The organism is Streptomyces sp. NPDC057010 (assembly GCF_042673805.1).
Classification (GTDB): Bacteria; Actinomycetota; Actinomycetes; order Streptomycetales; family Streptomycetaceae; genus Streptomyces.
This window is the reverse complement of record NZ_JBHUSC010000008.1, coordinates 104921-121453: the sequence shown is the minus strand read 5'-3', so window position 1 is coordinate 121453 and position 16533 is coordinate 104921. Positions and strand designations below refer to the sequence as shown.

17 protein-coding genes are annotated in these 16533 nt (G+C 73.7%); 7 read left to right on the top strand and 10 right to left on the bottom strand.

The features are described 5' to 3' along the window. The gene (locus ACFTXQ_RS11585) at window positions 1–1227 is read left to right on the top strand and encodes an MFS transporter (protein ID WP_382638698.1); all 1227 of its coding nucleotides are present in this window, start codon (window positions 1–3) and stop codon (window positions 1225–1227) included. A 9-nt stretch (window positions 1228–1236) separates the two neighbouring features. Next, window positions 1237–2151: an SDR family oxidoreductase gene (locus ACFTXQ_RS11580; protein WP_382638695.1), complete on the top strand. Its 915-nt coding sequence runs from the start codon at window positions 1237–1239 to the stop codon at window positions 2149–2151. Between the two features lie 8 nt (window positions 2152–2159). On the opposite strand, the gene ACFTXQ_RS11575 is transcribed toward ACFTXQ_RS11580, so the two are convergent. Then, a complete protein-coding gene (locus ACFTXQ_RS11575; protein WP_382638693.1) occupies window positions 2160–2756 on the bottom strand; it encodes an RDD family protein in 597 nt (198 codons plus the stop codon). Between the two features lie 221 nt (window positions 2757–2977). Between ACFTXQ_RS11575 and ACFTXQ_RS11570 the strand changes: the two genes are divergently transcribed. After that, window positions 2978–3703, top strand: coding sequence for a TetR/AcrR family transcriptional regulator (locus tag ACFTXQ_RS11570; protein ID WP_382638690.1), 726 nt, complete (start codon window positions 2978–2980; stop codon window positions 3701–3703). Here the strand turns inward: ACFTXQ_RS11570 and ACFTXQ_RS11565 are convergent. After that, window positions 3690–4757 (bottom strand): enoyl-CoA hydratase/isomerase family protein, encoded by a 1068-nt coding sequence (locus tag ACFTXQ_RS11565; protein ID WP_382638687.1) that lies wholly within the window; start codon window positions 4755–4757, stop codon window positions 3690–3692. The two genes, ACFTXQ_RS11570 and ACFTXQ_RS11565, sit on opposite strands and share 14 nt — an antisense overlap. A 23-nt stretch (window positions 4758–4780) precedes the next feature. Further along, window positions 4781–5530, bottom strand: coding sequence for an AraC family transcriptional regulator (locus tag ACFTXQ_RS11560; protein ID WP_382638685.1), 750 nt, complete (start codon window positions 5528–5530; stop codon window positions 4781–4783). Window positions 5531–5584: 54 nt separating this feature from the next. Between ACFTXQ_RS11560 and ACFTXQ_RS11555 the strand changes: the two genes are divergently transcribed. From ACFTXQ_RS11555 to ACFTXQ_RS11545, 3 genes are read left to right on the top strand one after another with little or no spacing between them, the layout of a single operon-like run. Further along, window positions 5585–6790, top strand: coding sequence for an MFS transporter (locus ACFTXQ_RS11555; protein ID WP_382638682.1), 1206 nt, complete (start codon window positions 5585–5587; stop codon window positions 6788–6790). A gap of 43 nt (window positions 6791–6833) precedes the next feature. Beyond that, a complete protein-coding gene (locus ACFTXQ_RS11550; RefSeq protein WP_382638680.1) occupies window positions 6834–7289 on the top strand; it encodes a MarR family winged helix-turn-helix transcriptional regulator in 456 nt (151 codons plus the stop codon). Window positions 7290–7312: 23 nt separating this feature from the next. After that, on the top strand, window positions 7313–7915 hold the full coding sequence (locus tag ACFTXQ_RS11545; RefSeq protein WP_382638678.1) for a hydrolase: 603 nt from the start codon (window positions 7313–7315) through the stop codon (window positions 7913–7915). Here ACFTXQ_RS11545 and ACFTXQ_RS11540 read toward each other — a convergent pair. From ACFTXQ_RS11540 to ACFTXQ_RS11520, 5 genes are all read right to left on the bottom strand, one after another. After that, on the bottom strand, window positions 7893–8348 hold the full coding sequence (locus tag ACFTXQ_RS11540; protein ID WP_382638675.1) for an ATP-binding protein: 456 nt from the start codon (window positions 8346–8348) through the stop codon (window positions 7893–7895). The genes ACFTXQ_RS11545 and ACFTXQ_RS11540 overlap by 23 nt on opposite strands. A gap of 28 nt (window positions 8349–8376) precedes the next feature. Then, window positions 8377–8709 carry an STAS domain-containing protein gene (locus tag ACFTXQ_RS11535; protein WP_382638672.1) on the bottom strand — a complete coding sequence of 111 codons (333 nt, stop codon included), beginning with the start codon at window positions 8707–8709 and terminating at the stop codon, window positions 8377–8379. Between the two features lie 134 nt (window positions 8710–8843). Beyond that, window positions 8844–10409 carry an APC family permease gene (locus ACFTXQ_RS11530; RefSeq protein ID WP_382638670.1) on the bottom strand — a complete coding sequence of 522 codons (1566 nt, stop codon included), beginning with the start codon at window positions 10407–10409 and terminating at the stop codon, window positions 8844–8846. Window positions 10410–10518: 109 nt separating this feature from the next. Beyond that, window positions 10519–11865: a PLP-dependent aminotransferase family protein gene (locus ACFTXQ_RS11525; protein ID WP_382638667.1), complete on the bottom strand. Its 1347-nt coding sequence runs from the start codon at window positions 11863–11865 to the stop codon at window positions 10519–10521. Window positions 11866–11934: 69 nt separating this feature from the next. Continuing rightward, window positions 11935–13203 (bottom strand): ATP-grasp domain-containing protein, encoded by a 1269-nt coding sequence (locus ACFTXQ_RS11520; RefSeq protein ID WP_382638664.1) that lies wholly within the window; start codon window positions 13201–13203, stop codon window positions 11935–11937. A gap of 438 nt (window positions 13204–13641) precedes the next feature. Here ACFTXQ_RS11520 and ACFTXQ_RS11515 point away from each other — a divergent pair, with 438 nt between their 5' ends. After that, a complete protein-coding gene (locus tag ACFTXQ_RS11515) occupies window positions 13642–14559 on the top strand; it encodes a 2-hydroxyacid dehydrogenase (protein ID WP_382638661.1) in 918 nt (305 codons plus the stop codon). Between the two features lie 50 nt (window positions 14560–14609). On the opposite strand, the gene ACFTXQ_RS11510 is transcribed toward ACFTXQ_RS11515, so the two are convergent. Then, window positions 14610–15173 carry a hypothetical protein gene (locus tag ACFTXQ_RS11510; protein WP_382638658.1) on the bottom strand — a complete coding sequence of 188 codons (564 nt, stop codon included), beginning with the start codon at window positions 15171–15173 and terminating at the stop codon, window positions 14610–14612. A gap of 75 nt (window positions 15174–15248) precedes the next feature. Continuing rightward, a complete protein-coding gene (locus tag ACFTXQ_RS11505) occupies window positions 15249–16520 on the bottom strand; it encodes an MFS transporter (protein WP_382638655.1) in 1272 nt (423 codons plus the stop codon). Window positions 16521–16533: the final 13 nt, after the last annotated feature.

Here is a 16533-nt window from a genome sequence, read left to right as displayed (position 1 = left end):
GTGTACCTGTCGACCAGCCGGGCCGCCGACACGGCCGGGCAGCGCGTCCCGGCCCCGCGGGGCCGCACGCTGCGCGCCGTACCCGGCACCGTGTTCGCGCTCGGCCTGGTCAGCCTGGTCACGGACGTCTCGGCCGAGATGGTGACCGCCGTCCTGCCGCTGTACCTGGTGGCCGGACTCGGCATGTCCCCGCTCGCGTTCGGCGCCCTGGACGGACTCCACCAGGGCGCCACCGCGCTGCTGCGCCTCGCGGGCGGCCGGATCGCGGACCGCACCCACCGCCGCAAGCTGGTGGCGGGCGTCGGCTACGCGCTCTCGGCCGCCTGCAAGGCGGCCCTGCTCGCCGTCACCACGCCCTGGTCGGTGGCGGCGGTGCTCGCCGCCGACCGCACCGGCAAGGGCCTGCGCACCGCCCCGCGCGACGCGCTGATCTCGCTGTCCTGTCCGCCCGAGGAGCAGGGCCGCGCCTTCGGGGTGCACCGCGCGCTGGACACGGCGGGCGCCCTGCTGGGCCCGCTGGCCGCGTTCGGGGTCCTGTGGGTCGTGGTGGACGGCTACGAGGCCGTGTTCACCGTGAGCTGCTGCGTCGCGGCGCTGGGCGTGGTGGTGCTGGCCCTGTTCGTACGGGAGACCCCCGCGCCCGCGGCCCGCACCCCCCTGCCCCCCGTCAGTGCCCTCGTACGGATCCCCGGGCTGCTGCGGCTGTGTGCGACGGCCGCCGCTCTCGGTCTGTTCACCGTCGGCGACGGCTTCCTCTATCTGCTGCTCCAGCGCCGGCTCGACCTGCCGGCCGCGTGGTTCCCGCTGCTGCCCGTCGGGACGGCGGCCGTGTTCCTGTCGGCCGCGCTGCCCGTGGGGCGGTTCGCCGACCGGCTGGGCCGGCGCCGGGTGTTCCTCGCCGGGCACGTGCCGCTGCTCGGCGCCTGTCTGCTGCTCCTGGCTCCGCTGCCGGCCGGTGTTCCGCTCGTCCTGGGCGTACTGGCGCTGCTGGGGCTGTTCTACGCGGCGACCGACGGGGTCCTGATGGCCGCCGCCGGGCCGCTGCTCCCGGCCGGACTGCGTACCTCCGGGCTGGCGTTGCTCCAGACGGTGCAGGCCCTGGGCCGGTTCGCCGGTTCGCTGCTGTTCGGGGCGGCCTGGACGCTGTGGGGGCCGCAGACCGCGCTGGGGGCCGCGGCGGCCGCGCTGGCCGCCGTCCTGGCCGCCGTCTGCCTGCTGAGAGCATAGGCTCGCCGCATGTCTGGAACCCTTGAGGGCAAGGTGGCCCTGGTCGCGGGCGGCACCCGGGGAGCGGGCCGGGGCATCGCCGTCCAACTGGGCGCGCAGGGCGCGACCGTGTACGTGTCGGGCCGCAGCACCCGGGGCCGGCGTTCGGAGTACGACAGGCCCGAGACGGTCGAGGAGACCGCGGAGCTGGTGACGGCGGCGGGCGGTGTGGGGATCCCCGTGGTCGCGGACCATCTGGTGCCGGCCGAGGTCGAGGCGCTGGTGCGGCGGATCGAGACCGAGCAGGGGCGCCTGGACGTGCTCGTGAACGACATCTGGGGCGGGGAGCGGCTCTTCGAGTGGGACAGCCCGGTCTGGGAGCACGACCTGGACAACGGTCTGCGGCTGCTGCGCCTCGCGGTGGAGACGCACGCCGTCACGAGCCATTTCGCGCTGCCCCTGTTGCTGCGCGAGCCGGGCGGGCTGGTGGTGGAGATGACGGACGGCACCGCCGAGTACAACGCGGGCCATTACCGCAATTCGTTCTTCTACGACATCGCCAAGTCCTCGGTGCTGCGCATGGCGTTCGCGCTGGGCCACGAGCTCGGGCCGCGGGGGGCCACGGCGGTGGCGCTGACGCCGGGCTGGCTGCGCTCGGAGATAATGCTCGACGCGTTCGGCGTGACGGAGGAGACCTGGCGCGACGCGCTCGCGGCCGTCCCGCACTTCGGCATCTCCGAGACCCCGTCGTACGTGGGCCGGGCGGTCGCGGCGCTCGCCGCGGACCCGGAGGTGGCGCGCTGGAACGGGCAGTCCCTCTCCAGCGGCCGACTCGCGCGGGTCTACGGCTTCACGGACCTCGACGGCAGCCGGCCGGACGCGTGGCGCTACATGGTCGAGGTCCAGGACCCCGGCCTGCCCGCCGACCCGACCGGCTACCGCTGAGCCCGTCGTCAGCCCTTGGGGACCGTGATGACGAGGGTGCTGCACACCTTGTCGGCGAAGGTCTGCTTCTTCTCGTCCCACAGCGGCCACAGGAAGCCGATGTAGCAGGCGATGCCGTCGAGGAAGTGGGCCAGCCTGCGGACGAAGGCCATGCCGAAGCCGATGGGCTGGCCGTCGGCCTCGCGGCGCACGCTGATGCCGAGGACCTTCTTGCCGATCGTCTGGCCGGTCGCGCCCTCGCGGTAGAGCTGGTAGAAGAACATCACGGTGGCGTAGATCGCGCCGATGACGAAGAGGAAGCCCGGCTCGTCCGGATTGTCGCTGGTGGCGAGGTCGATGAAGCCCAGCGCGTACATCGGGCCGGCGGTGATCAGGCCGTCGAGCAGGGTGGCACCCACGCGCTGGCCCCAGTGGGCCAGCGCCGGCATCCCCATGACGGGGGGCATGCCCGGGGCGCCCTGGGGGTACGCGCCGTACGGCGGCGGCGTCTGCTGCTGCGGGTAGCCGTACTGCGGGGGCACGCCCTGGGGCGCCTGCTGCGGGTAGCCGGGCTGGCCCTGCGGGGGCTGCTGGCTGTACGGGTTGTTCGGGTCGCCGTAGCTCATGGCGAAGTCTCTCCAGGGGGACGACAAATGGGGACGAAGCGGAGTGGAGGCGCTGGTGTCCGGATCAGCGGTGTGCCCGCGCGCCCCCGTGCTGCCGCGAACTTGCAGCCCACATCGTGTTCGCCACACCGGGTTCTGTCCAATTTCCGTCGCCCGCCCCCGGCTTGTGAACGCCGTACGCACGATGCGTACGGCGTTCGCACATGCACTAGGGTGACAGCATGCCGGCCGACGAGAAGCAGAAGAACGAGCAGGGCCCAGGCGCCTCGGCCGCGACCGCCGTCCCCTCCGTCTGGACACGCCCGCGCCACCGCGAGGAGCGGCAGCCGGCGCTCGGTCGGGCCCGCATCGTCGCCGCGGCCGTGCGGCTGCTCGACGCCGAGGGCATCGAGGCACTGAGCATGCGCAGGCTCGGCACCGAGATGGGCGCCGCCGCCACCTCGCTGTACCGGCACGTGGCCGGCAAGGACGAGCTGATCGAGCTGGTCGTGGACGAGGTCCACGGCGAGCTGGAGGTGCCCGCGCCGGCCGGCCCGGACGCGTGGCGCGAGGCCCTGGCGCGCAGCGGGCACGGCCTGCGCGACATGGTCCTGCGCCACCCCTGGGTGGCCGCGGTCCTCGGCCGGGTCGGGCTGGCCCACCTCGGCCCGAACCTGATGCGCATGTCGGAGCGGATGCTGGGGCCGGCCCGGGCGGCCGGATTCCCGCCCGGCGAGGCGGAACTCGCGGTGCAGGCGGTCGTCTCCTACGTCATGGGCGCCGCCACCGGCGAGGCCTCCTACCTCTCCCTCCTCGCCCGCAGCGGCAGGACGGAGGCCGAGTGGCCGCAGTCGCCGGTTCCCGCGGCCCGGGCGGCCCCGGACCCGGCGCGGATGCGCGAGGAGAGCTTCGACTACGGGCTCCAGCGGGTCCTGGACGGTCTGGAGGCCAGGCTCAGTCGCTGCTGAAGCCCCCGCCGGGCAGCCGGAGTTCGTTCCCCTCCCCGAGCGGGGCGAAGAAGCGCTCCACCTCCGCGTCGGACACGTCCGCCAGGGCTGCGGGTGACCAGCGCGGACGGCGGTCCTTGTCGACGACCTGCGCCCGGATGCCCTCGACCAGGTCGGGCAGCGAGCGCAGCGCGTTGCAGGAGACGCGGAACTCCTGGGCCAGCACCCGCTCCAGCGAGCCGAGGCCCGTGGCGCGGCGCAGGGCGGCGAGGGTGACCTTGAGCGCGGTCGGGGACTTGGCGAGGATCGTCGCGGCGGCCTCCTTGGCGGCCGGTTCGCCCTCCGCGAGCAGCCGCTCCACGATCTCCTCGACGGTACCGCCGGCGTAGCAGCGGTCGATCCAGGGCCGCCCGTCCGCGAGTTCACCGGGCGGCGGCGTGGCGGCGTGGCGCGGCAGCACCTCGTGGACGGGTGCCGTGGCGAGTGCGTCGGTCAGCTCCGGGAGCCGGTCGGCGGGGACGAAGTGGTCCGCGAGCCCGCACAGCAGGGCGTCTGCGGCCCCCACGGCGGCGCCGGTGAGGGCGAGATGGGTGCCGAGGCGGCCGGGGGCGCGGCCGAGCAGCCAGGTCCCGCCGACGTCGGGGACGAAGCCGATGCCGGTCTCGGGCATGGCCACGCGGGAGCGTTCGGTGACGATGCGGACCGCGCCGTGGGCCGAGAGCCCGACGCCGCCGCCCATGACGATCCCGTCCATGAGGGCCACGTACGGCTTGGGGTAGCGGGCGATGCGGGCGTTGAGCCGGTACTCGTCGCGCCAGAAACCGGCGGAGGCGGTGGTCCCGGCCTTGGCGTCGTCGTGGATGGCGCGGATGTCCCCGCCCGCGCACAGCCCGCGCTCGCCGGCGCCCCGGATCAGGACCTGGTGGACGGCCGGGTCGGTCTCCCAGGCGGTCAGGGCCTCGTCGATCCGCAGCACCATGGGGTGGGTGAGGGCGTTGAGGGCCTTGGGGCGGTTGAGGGTGACCACCCCGGTCCGGCCGTGGGTGTGGAACAGGACGGTGTCTTCGTTCTTCACACCGGCCAGTATCTCCGCGCCCGCTACGAGCGGCCGTACGCCCCCGGGGTGTGCCCGAACGCCCGCCGGAACACGTCGATGAACGCACTCGCCGAGGACCAGCCGCAGCGGTGCGCGACCGTGGTCACCGGGGTGTCGACCGCCAGCAGCCTGAGCGCCTGGTGCAGCCGCAGCTGGGTGCGCCACTGCGGGAAGGTCATGCCGAGCTCGGCCCGGAACAGCCGGCTCAGCGTCCGCTCGCCGGCCCCGGCGCCCGAGTCCGCGGCCAGCGCGGCCAGTCCGCGCGGGTCCGCCGGGTCGGCGTACAGCAGGGCGCAGACCGCCGCGAGCCGCGGGTCGGCGGGGGCGGGCAGGTGCAGCGGCTGGAGCGGTGAGACCCGCAGCTGGTCGAGGAGGACCCGGAGCATCCGGCGCCGCGCGGGGCTGCCGTCCTCCGGCGCCCGGGTGTAGGCCAGGATCAGCTCCCGCAGCAGCGGGCCCACGGCGATCACGGCCGGGGCGTCCAGCGACAGCGGGTCGATGCTGGTCGGCAGGCCGATGCAGTGCAGGTCGGTACGGCCGAACGCGCGGTGCTCGTGGACCGTCCCGGCCGGGATCCACAGGGCCCGGGTGGCGGGGGCCACCCAGGTGCCGGCGTCGGTGGTGATCGACAGCACCCCGTGGCCCGCGTAGGCGATCTGGTGGTCGTCGTGGCGGTGGGCGTCGATGCCGATGCCGGTGTCGAGCTCGCTGACGTTGGTCGCGGCGCGCGGCGTGTGGCGGATTTTCTGCATCACCCGGCAATTTATCGGAAGCGCCGCACGCGCGCCGACGGCGATCCTCGACCGGTGAACACGAACAGCATCCGCATCCGCACGGCGGCCTTCGCGGCGGGCCACTCGTGCGTGGACGTCTACCAGGGCGCCGTGGCCGCGCTCGTCCCCTTCCTCGTGGCGGAACGCGCCTACGACTACGCCGCCGCGTCCGGCATCGTGCTCGCCGCCTCGCTGCTCTCGTCCGTGGTCCAGCCGCTGTTCGGGATGCTGACCGACCGGTGGCCGATGCCCTGGCTGATACCGCTGGCCACGGCCGTGGCCGGGCTGGGCATCGCCCTGGTGGGTCTCGACGCGGGCTACCCGGCCACCGTGGCCGCCGTCGCCCTGTCGGGGCTGGGGGTCGCCGCCTACCATCCGGCGGCCGCCCGGTGGGTCCGTACGGCCCTGGGCGGCTCCGGGAACACCGCGATGAGCTGGTTCGCCCTCGGCGGCAACGTCGGCTTCGCCTGCGCGCCGCTGCTGGTGGTCGGCGCGCTGGCGGTGCCCGGGCCGGCCGGCTGGTGGCTGCTGGCGCTCCCGGCGGCCCTGGCCGTCCTGCTCGGCCTGCCGCGTCCGGCCGGGCCGGGCGGGGCCGACGCGCCGGCGACGCACGGCGCCGGAGCGGGCACCGGCGGGGAGACCGTCCCGGCGGAGAACCGGCCGGCCTTCCTGCGGCTCTCCCTCGTCGTGGTCGTCCGCTCCGTCGTGTTCATCGGCCTGAGCACCTTCATCGCGCTGTACGTACGTGAGCGCGGCGGCAGTGAAACCGCCGGCGCCGTCGCCCTGTTCGCCCTGTTCGCGGGCAGCGCCGGCGGCACCCTGCTCGGCGGCCGGCTCGCGGACCGCTGGGGCCGGGTCACCACCGTCCACCGGGCGTACGCCGCCGCCGTGCCCGCCATCGCCGGGATCCTGTTCCTGCCGCTCCCTCTGGTGTACGGGTGCGCGGCACTGGCGGCCACCGCGCTGTACGTGCCGTTCTCCCTCCAGGTCACCCTGGGCCAGGACTACCTCCCGACGCGCATGGGCACGGCCAGCGGGGTCACCCTCGGCCTGACCGTCAGCGTCGGCGGCCTGGCCGGCCCGCTGATCGGCGCCGCGGCGGACACCGCCTCGCTGCGCGTCGCGCTGCTGCCGCTGGCCGTGCTGCCGGTGCTGGCGTGGGCCCTGTCGCGGCGGCTGCCGGAGCCGGAGCCGGCGAGGTCCGCGCAGCCCGTCACCGCGACACCGAAAAACCAGTAAGGCAGACTTGCAAGTTTGACTGTATGTCCCCTAGCGTCGGGATATGTCCACAGAGCATCCCGAACCGGACGTGCGGGAGATCCAGCCGCGCGACACCGCGGAGGAGCTCCAGCTCGCCGTCGGCATGCTGGTCCGCCGGATGCGCGCCGCCTCCGGTGGCGGGGTGAGCCTGTCGCAGGTGTCCGTACTCAAACGGCTCGACCGGCTCGGACCCTCCACCGCCTCCGAACTGGCGCGCGCCGAGAGGATCCGACCGCAGTCGGTGATCGCCACGGTGAACGCCCTGCAGGCCGGCGGGTACGTGACGCGGGCCCCGCACCCCACCGACGGCCGCCGGCTGCTCGTCTCCCTCACCCCCGAGGGCCGGGCCTTCGTCGGCGAACGCCGCAGGGCCGGCCACGGGCTGATCGCCGAGCTGATCGCCGAACGGCTGAGCCCCGCCGAGCGGCATCTGCTCGCGGAGGCGGTCCCGCTGCTGCGCCGCCTGGCCGAGCACTGACAGCACACCCCGAAGGAGCCTCCATGCCCCACGCCCCGACCTCCGCCGCCGACGACTCGAACCGCCTCGCCCTCGGCAGCGACACCGCCCTGGTCCTCATCGACCTCCAGACGGGCATCCTGGCCCTGCCCACCGCCAAGCCGTCCGCCGAGATCCTCAAGAAGGGCCTGGCGCTCGCCGAGGCGTTCCACGCCCGCAGGCTGCCGGTCGTCCTGGTGAGGGTCGCCTGGTCCCCCGACGGCGGCGACCTGCCCACCGTCAACGTGGACCGTCCGGGCCCGGCGTCAGCTCCGCCGGCCGCGTTCTCCGAGATCCCGGCCGAGCTCGCCGCGCTCGGCGACGTCGTGGTCACCAAGCGCCACTGGGGCGCCTTCACCGGTACCGAGCTCGACCTCCAGCTGCGCCGCCGCGGCATCCACCGCATCGTGCTGGCCGGCATCTCCACCAGCGTGGGCGTCGAATCCACCGCACGGACCGCCTGGGAGCACAGTTACGACCTGGTCTTCGCGGAGGACGCCACCGCCGACACGGACGCCGACTCCCACGCCCACAGCTTCGGCAAGATCTTCCCGCGCATCGGCAAGGTCAGCACCACCGACGAGATCATCGCCGCCCTGGATTCCTGACCGGCGCGGGAACGGCCACTTCCAGCCAGACGCACTTCCCCCCGGGCCACGGCGTGGAACCCCACCGGCTGGCCAGCCGTTCCACGATCACCAGTCCGTGCCCGCCGGGCCGCCCCGCCTCCGTGGCCGACCGCGGGCGTATGGGCACCGGCGGGTCCGGGTTCCCGTCGGTCACCTCTATCCGCAGCCGCTCGTCCGTGCAGTCGAGCTTCAGTGCGCCCGGCCCCCCGCCGTGCAGGCAGGCGTTCGCGACGACCTCGGACACGAGCAGGAGCACGTCCTCGGCGGCTTCCTGCTCGGCTTCCGTTGTGGCCGGCAGCCAATTCCACGCGGCCAGCGCCCGGCGTACGAAGTCACGACTGCGCGTCACGACATCGGTGGCCCCGTCCAGCACCAGGGACCGGGTCCGGTCGGGTGACCCCCGCTGTTCCATGACGCTCAGACTCCTCCATGTCGACGCGCTAGCTGGACGGATCGCTGGACTCCCCCAGCGCGTCCGCCACCCCGGCGTGTACGGGGAACAGCCCGTCCGCGCCGGTGATACGGAACATCCGGGCGACCGGCCCGTGCAGCCCGACCAGTTCGAGGCTGCCGCCCGCCTCCCGGGCGGCGAGCCGGCCGTGCAGGAGCACGTTCAGTCCGGTGGAATCGCAGAACCCCAGCCCCGCCAGGTCCACCAGCACCCGCCCGCCCGGAGCGACCGCCGCATCGAGGGCGTCCCGCAGGGGCCGGACCGTGTCGTGGTCCAGCTCCCCCGCGACCTCGAGGACGACGGCATCGTCCGCCGCACGCACCGCGACGGTAAAACGCTCACTGTCCGCTCGCGCGACCATCCGGCACCACCCTTCCGTTCACTTCCTGCACCTTCCCAGAAGCCACGGAGATACGCCTTCCGCCCCGCAGACCCCCTCGCGGGCGGCGGGTGCCGTCAGCGGCGCAGGTACGCCACGCCCGAACGCACGCCCCACCGGTAGGTGGCCAGGGCGCACAGGGCGACCGCCACCGTGTCCCACGGCGCCGGGATCACCCCCGCTCCGCCGAAGCTGCCGAGGGCCGAGAGCACCAGCAGCCACCCGAGGTAGCCGAGGAGCCAGGCACCGGTCCGCAGCTCGGCCCGCAGGTCCAGCGTGCGGCGGCGCAGTACGGAGAACAGGAGCACTGCGGCCAGCAGCTCGGGCAGCGCGATCCGCAGGTTGTCCCAGGCGGACCAGTGGACCAGCTCCGAGGCGACCACGAATCCGGCCGGCGCGATCCACCCCAGCCCGCGGACCCAGCCCGCCAGCCGCTCGGGGGCGGCGGCGCGGAACGTGCCGGCCGCCACGGAGCACAGCGAGTAGGTCAGCAGGGCGAGCGCGCCGACCACGGCGATGAGCTCGCGCCACCCGCTGGACGGCAGCAGGATGACGACGCTCAGGACGTAGTTCAGCACCATCGCGTTGCGCGGCACACCCGCGCGCCGCGACACGGCGGAGAAGCGGCGGGGCAGCGCGTCGTTCTTGGCGACCGCGTAGGTCTCCCGGCTGCCGGCCGCCACCGTCACGTAGGTCGACCCGCCGGGCGAGAAGACGGCATCGGCGTAGATGACCGCGGCCAGCCAGCTGAGGTTGAGCAGCAGCGCGAGCTCGCCGAACGGCGAGGCGAAGTCCAGCCCCTGCCATCCCGCGCCGAGGCTCTCCGTCGGCACGGCGAAGATGAAGGTCAGCTGGAGCGCGACGTGCAGGAGGACCGAGAGCCCGATGGCGGTCAGGACCGCGCGGGGTATGTCCCGCCGGGGGTTGCGGGCCTCGGCGGACAGCTCGATCGGGGAGGCGAAGCCGTCGATGGCGTAGACGATGCCCGCGCTCGCGATCGCGGTCAGTGCGGCCGACCACCCGTAGGGGGCGAGCCCGCCGCCCGCGGAGACGTTGCCGGGGTGGAAGCTCGACCAGAGCAGCGCCACCACGGTGAGCACCGGGACGAGCACCTTGACCACGGTGACGAGCAGGTTCAGCCGGGCGAACAGCTTGACCCCGAACCAGTTCAGCACGACCAGCAGCAGGAGCAGTCCCGCTGCCGCGAACCGGCCCTTGGCGGTGAGCGCGTCGTCCTCGTACACGCCCGGCAGGTAGCGGTTCGCGTACTGGACGATGGCCGAGGCCTGGGCCGCCATCGTGCTGGCCACGGCGAGGAGCATGGTCCAGCCGATCAGCGTGCCCGCGAGCGGCCCGTTGGCCAGCAGCGGCCACCGGACCATGCCGCCGGCCTCCGGAGTGCCGGCGCCCAGCTCGATGAGCACCAGGGCGATCAGCGTCAGCGCGGCGCCGCCGATCACCCAGGAGATCACCGCTGCCGGGCCCGCCGCCTGGGCGCCGTAGAACGAGCCGAACAGCCAGCCCGAGCCGATGATGCCGCCGAAGGCCACCCCGGTCAGGCTCCAGTAGCCGAGCTCGCGCCGGAGGTGGTGGTCCTGTCCCGGTTTGGGCGGGGTCTCCGGGCCCGTTGTCGTGGCCGTCACGCCGGCCCTCCGCGGCTCGTCCCGGCGGCGGGTGCGACGGGTTGGTGCGTTCTCGGTTCCACGGTGTGTCCCCCTGGTTCGCGGCGATCAGCTGGTACGTGCATCGGATTCAGGCGCGGTCGGCGACGAGTGCGGCCAGCCGGCCGAGCCCCAGGTCGATCCGGTCGGCCGACAGGACGCTGAAGGACAGCCGGATCTGGTGCGATCCGCCGTCCCCCGCGTAGAAGTGGTGCATGGGCGTCCACAGCACCCCGAAGCGGCCCGCGGAGTACTCGAGCATGGCGTCGTCCGCGCGGAAGGGCAGGGTGACGACGACGAACATGCCGCCCGCCGGGACGTTCCACGAGACCCCGGACCCGCGCCCGGGAGCATGGTCCGCGAACCGCTCCCGGAGCCCGGTCACCACGGCGCGCAGGTTCTCGCGGTAGACCCGGGCCTCGCGCACGGTGGCGCGCTCCACGCTGCAGTCGTTCTCCAGCAGGAAGCCTCCGACGACCGCCTGGGCGACCGTGGAGGTGTTGAGGGTGAGCATGCTCTTGAGCTTCGCGAGCTCGTCGGCGAACAGCCCGCCGTCCGCCATGGGCTGGTCCGCGACCACGTACCCCACGCGCGCCCCGGCGAAGGCGGTCTTCGCGAAGGACCCGAAGTAGACCACGCGGCGCCCGGTGTCCATGGACTTCACGGTGGGCAGCCGGCCTCCGCCCGCGTGGAACATCGAGTACGGGTTGTCCTCCAGGACGAGGATGTCCTCCCGCTCGGCCAGCTCCAGCAGCCCGCGGCGGTCGGCCGCCGACATGCTGACACCGCTGGGGTTGGCGAAGTCGGGAACCACGTAGCAGGCGCGCGGACGCAGCCCTTCGGCCCGGGCGCGGCGGATCTGCTCCGCCAGGTCCGCCAGGTCGATGCCGCCGGGCCCTTCCGCCACCGGCCGCACCGGCATGTCGACGAGCCGGGTCGCGCCGAGGAATCCGACGTACGAGGGGTACGCCGCGAGGACCACGTCGCGGTCGTCGCGGCGCAGCGCCCGGAGCACCAGGACCATGGCCTCCTGGCAGCCGGTGGTCACCACGACCGACTCGGGGTCGACGGACATCCGCTCGTCGTTGAGCAGGTGCCGGGTGATCAGCTGGTGGATGAACCCCTTGGTGCGGCCGTACTGGAAGAAGGTCCGCCGCACTTCCTCGGGGTCCAGGCCGAGATCGGACACCAGGTGCCGCTCGAAGGTGCGCAGGTGCCTGCCGAGCCCGGCGACCTCGTAGAAGCCTTCGTAGGGGCGTCCCGCGGCGAAGGAGACGGCGTCCGGGTAGCGGCCGGCGATCTCGTTGAGCAGCGTCATCGACGTCAGGGCCGGGTCGCTCACCGAGGCGTGCAGGTCGGCCGGCTCCAGCCGGACACCGGGGGGCGCGTCGGTCAGCTCCACCGCAGCGCTGCCGAAGGCCTGGGAAACACTGGGCATGTGGGGGGTCCTGTTCTCGCCGCGGGGGGCGGCGGATCAGCGGATCGGCGGATCAGCGGATCGGCGGATTCAGTCGGGCAGGACGTCGGCCCGGAGTTCCACCAGGCGTTCGGGCTCGGCGAGGTCGGCCAGGACCCGGTCCAAGTCGTCGCCCACCGCGATGACATGGGCGTAGCGGGTGAGGAACGCGGCGGGCGGGAGGGCCAGTTCGTCTCCGGATGCGGCGGTGATGCCCGTCTCGTGGATCGTCGGTCCGAAGCGGTCCTGGTGGACGACGACCTCCGTGGTCCGGCAGTGCCCCTCGGGCAGCAGGAAGCGGACGGCCGCGGCCTTGCGGTGCTTCGGGGTGAGGTCGCTCTTCGTGCCGGCCGCGGCGTGCGCCGCGGCGACCGTGGGGTCGACGCCGGTGGCGAGCAGGCCGAGGTAGGGGATGAGGTCCCCGCCGAGCCGGGCATTGACCTCCACCAGGCGCGGGCCGTCGGGGGTCAGCTTGAACTCGGAGTGGGTGGCGCCGTGGACGAAGCCGAGGGCACGGTGGATCTCGCGGAGCTGGCCGAGCAGTTCCTCGTCGGCGAACAGCGGATCGGCCGCGTCGACGTCGTGGCCGGTCTCCTCGAAGTACGGTTCGAGGCCGAGGCGCTTGCGGGCGATGACGGTCGGGGTGACCTCGCCGTCGTGGATGACGGCGTCGACGCTGATCTCCGGCCCCGTGAGGAACTCCTCCACCAGCACGTTCGCCGGGTAGCGGGGCAGGTTCATGAAGTCCGCGCCGTCCGCCGCGGCGAACGCGGCGGCGATGTCCGCGGGTCCGTCGGCGCGGACGACGCCGAAGCTGGCGGCCATGGCGCGCGCCTTGACGATCACCGGGTAGCCGATCTTCTCCGCCGCCGCGAGGGCCTCTTCGGCGGTGGTGACGGTGACGGAGGCGGGCTGGGGCACGCCGGCGGCGGCCAGGGCGGAGCGGGTGGCCGCCTTGTCGCGGCAGCTGGTGATCGTCTCGGGCGGACTGCCCGGCAGTCCGAGGTCCTGCGCCAGGCGCGCGCAGAAGACGACCTGCGTCTCGTCGTAGGTGAAGACACCCACGACCGGAAGGGAGTTCACGACGGCCAGCGCCGCATCGCGCACGGCCTCGGCGTTCCGGGTGTCGACGCGGGTGGCACCCGTGCAGTACTCCAGCTGCCAGGTGGCCTCGGCCGAGTCCAGGAGCCACAGCCGGTAGTGCTGCGAGACCGCGGCCAGGATGTACTCGCGGTAGGGGCGGTACCCGCTGCCGACGAGCAGCAGGACCGGTGCCTCCTGCGCGTCGGCGTCCGGGGTGTGAACGGCCAGGTCGGTCATGACGGTTCCTTCGGTCTGTACGGAGACGATCGGTGAACGCGGGCCCGCGGCGCGGCCGGCGGCCGGCCCGTGTCCGGCGGCGGATGCCGAGGGACGGCAGCGGGGCGCGGCAGCGGATGAGGGGTTCCCCGGCCGGCGGGGAGGAACGGGCGCACCGGCCGGGGATTTCGGCTGCTGCGAACAGCCGGCGACCGCCCCACCGGACAAGATTTCGACCAGGCCTGATTCTTACCGTCCCCCTGAATGGATGTCAACGGATTGCAGAATCCCGGCAATTACCATGGATATCCGAATACGCGGACACCGAAATACCCCCGGACCATGGCCGCGTGCGATCCGGGCGGCTAATGTGCGCCGCATGGATCTTCGTACACGGAACAATCGGGGGAACTCCGCATTCCCCCTCGCGGAAAACCGGCCCGGCCGGGGAGGCCGGTCGTGATCACCGTATGGCTGCCGACCGCCGAATCGGAGGCCCTCATGGGCGGGCTCCCGGCGGGATTCCGGGCCGACGTGTGGACCGGGGAAGACGGGCTCCCCGCGTCGGCGGACACCGTGGAGGTGATCGTCCCGCCCTACGGCCTCGGGCGCGAGCGGCTGTCCCTGCTCGCCGGACTGCCCCGGCTGCGGCTGGTGCAGCTGGAGTCCGCGGGCGTGGAGTGGATCAGGCCGTACGTGCCGGGCGGCGTCGTGCTGTGCAACGCCCGGGGCGCCTACGACCGGGCGGTCGCCGAGTGGGTCACCGGTGTCGTGCTGAACCATCTGCTGCGACTGCCCCGTTTCGAGCAGGCCCGGCGCGAGGAGCGGTGGGACTACACGCACACGGACACCCTGGAGGGCAAGCGGGTGCTGCTCGTGGGGTACGGGTCCCTCGGCTCGGCGCTCGCGCCGGTCCTGGCCGGGTTCGGCGCCGAGGTCACGGCCGTGGCCCGGCGGCCGCGCGCGGGCGTGCACGGCGTCGAGGAGCTGCCCGGACTGCTGCCCGGGGCGGACATCGTGGTCCTCCTGCTGCCGTTGACCCCGGCCACCACCGGCCTGGTGGACGCCGCGTTCCTGGGCCGGATGCGGGACGGCGCCCTGCTGGTGAACGCCGGACGCGGCGGCCTCGTCGACACCGACGCCCTGGTCGGCGAGCTGTGCGGCGGCCGGCTGTACGCGGCGCTCGACGTGACCGCCCCGGAGCCGCTGCCGGCCGGCCATCCCCTGTGGTCCGCCCCCGGGCTCCTCCTGACCCCGCACACCGCCGGGTCGAACGGCACGCCGCCGGCCAGGGCCATGGCCCTGGCCAAGGCCCAGCTGGTCCGCTACGCGGCCGGTGAGCCGCTGGCCAACGTGATCGGACCGGCGGGCTACTGACGGGCCGCGGGTGCCGGCCCCCGGGCCCGGAGGCCGGCACCCTGCGCGGCTCACAGCCAGCCGGAGCGGACCAGCGCCTGCAACTGCCCCTCGGCGGGGGCGGGCGGTTCACCCTCCGGCGGGTTCCCGAGCTCGCCCGCACGGACCCGGTCGAGCAGCCTGCGCGTCGCGTCCACGATCTCGGGTGCCGTCCTGCGGAGTTCAGCGGCGTCCGTCGGGCCGGCCGTGTCGGCGGGGAACCCGGCCGTCTTCAGCAGGCCGTCGAGGTCGGCCAGCCTGGCCCCCAGCCAGCCCAGCGGGTCCGCTGACAGTTCCCGGACGAACACCCGGTCGCCCGGGTCCCAGCCGGTGAACACCGGGTGGTGGTGGGTCCGGTCGAAGCTCCCCGGCCTCCCGTCGACCGATTCCAGGAAGTCGGCGCGCCACACCGGCCGGTCCACGGAGATCGGGTAGGCCGCGTAGATGGAGTCGACGAGCGTGCCCTGCTCGACCACCCTGAGCTCCAGGCGGACGCCGTGCTCGGGGCTCTCCTGCCCCTTGATGGGTTCGGGATCGACGAAGTACAGATCCCCCACCACGATGCCGACCTTGTCGAAGGCGAACATGTACAGCATTCGGTTTCCTCTCGCAGAGTGCGGTGCGCGGAGTGCGGTGCGCGGTTGCGACGGTGGCCCCTCGCGGGCCCTGTCCTAGGCTGCCGTCCCGCCTTCCGGTTCGGCCCGCGCTGCGCGGATGCTGCGCGCGCCCGTCCACAGCAGGACGGCCAGGGCCGAGGTGACCAGGGCCGGGGCGAACCGCAGCACCTGCTCCGACAGCGTCACGGACCAGCCGAGGAGCAGCGACGACAGGGCGGCGCCGCCCAGGATGAAGGCGCGCATGACCGCGTTGACCCGGCCCGACATCTCCTCGGGTATCGCCCGGAAGCGGTACTCGTTCGTCGTGACGTTCATGCCTCCCTCGCCGGCCATGAGGGCGCAGAAGCCGAGCACCACCACGGCCTCCCACGGGGCGAGCAGCGCGGCGCAGGCGACCGCGCAGACGGTGAACCAGAGGCCGATGCGCCGCTCCGCGGGCGCGTCCGACCGGACCCGGCCCCCGAGCCAGGCCCCCAGTGCGCTGCCGGCGGCCCCGGCGGCGAGCACCATGCCCGCCCAGCCGCTGGACCAGCCCCAGGTGCGGGCGGCGAGCACCAGGATGACCGTCGGCACGGCGCCCGCGCCGAGGTTGTAGACCGAGAGCACCAGGGTCAGCCGCGGCACGCCGCGGATCCGCCGGAAGCTGCGGAAGCCCTCGACCTGCATGCGCAGGAACCCGCGTTCGACGACCGGTTTCTCCCCGCGCGGCAGTACGGCCGCGACCACGGCGGTGACCAGGAAGGTGGCCGCGTCGATCCACAGCGCCCAGTACCCGCCGAACGCCGCCAGCACCACGCCGGCGACCGCGGGCCCTGCGCAGCGGGCCAGTTCCGTGGCGGCCCCGAACCTGCTGTACGCCTCGGTCACGCGGTCGGCCGGGGCGAGCATGGGCAGCAGGCTGAAGTCGCTGGTCAGGTTGGAGGTCACGGTGCCGCAGCCGGCGACCAGCAGGACCAGCAGCACGAGTTCGACCTGGTCCGCCATGAGGAGGAACGGGGTCAGTGCTACGAGCACGCCCTGCACCAGCTCGGAGACCATGAAGACCATGCGGCGTTCGTAGCCGTCGATCAGGGTGCCCAGGAGGGGCGAGGCGACGAACGGCAGGTACTGCACGCCGAGGCTGAGCGCGGCCATCACGGGCGAGCCGGTACTGGCCAGGATCGTCCACGGCATCGCCAGGTGCAGGAAGGTGTTCCCCAGTTCGGAAACCGACGCCGCGGAGGTCAGCAGCCAGAACTTGCGCCACGTCTCCTGCACGGGCGGCCGCCCCGGCGGGCGGGTCGCGGCCGGGGCCGCCCCGGACCCGTCGGACTCCGTACTGTCCATGCTCTGTCTCCTT

Coding starts and splice junctions, on each gene's coding strand:
- ACFTXQ_RS11545 (WP_382638678.1), top strand. CDS start 7,313: ATGCCCCACGCCCCGACCTCCGCCGCCGACGACTCGAACCGCCTCGCC.
- ACFTXQ_RS11540 (WP_382638675.1), bottom strand. CDS start 8,348: ATGGAACAGCGGGGGTCACCCGACCGGACCCGGTCCCTGGTGCTGGAC.
- ACFTXQ_RS11560 (WP_382638685.1), bottom strand. CDS start 5,530: ATGCAGAAAATCCGCCACACGCCGCGCGCCGCGACCAACGTCAGCGAG.
- ACFTXQ_RS11580 (WP_382638695.1), top strand. CDS start 1,237: ATGTCTGGAACCCTTGAGGGCAAGGTGGCCCTGGTCGCGGGCGGCACC.
- ACFTXQ_RS11505 (WP_382638655.1), bottom strand. CDS start 16,520: ATGGACAGTACGGAGTCCGACGGGTCCGGGGCGGCCCCGGCCGCGACC.
- ACFTXQ_RS11520 (WP_382638664.1), bottom strand. CDS start 13,203: ATGACCGACCTGGCCGTTCACACCCCGGACGCCGACGCGCAGGAGGCA.
- ACFTXQ_RS11510 (WP_382638658.1), bottom strand. CDS start 15,173: ATGCTGTACATGTTCGCCTTCGACAAGGTCGGCATCGTGGTGGGGGAT.
- ACFTXQ_RS11570 (WP_382638690.1), top strand. CDS start 2,978: ATGCCGGCCGACGAGAAGCAGAAGAACGAGCAGGGCCCAGGCGCCTCG.
- ACFTXQ_RS11525 (WP_382638667.1), bottom strand. CDS start 11,865: ATGCCCAGTGTTTCCCAGGCCTTCGGCAGCGCTGCGGTGGAGCTGACC.
- ACFTXQ_RS11550 (WP_382638680.1), top strand. CDS start 6,834: ATGTCCACAGAGCATCCCGAACCGGACGTGCGGGAGATCCAGCCGCGC.
- ACFTXQ_RS11575 (WP_382638693.1), bottom strand. CDS start 2,756: ATGAGCTACGGCGACCCGAACAACCCGTACAGCCAGCAGCCCCCGCAG.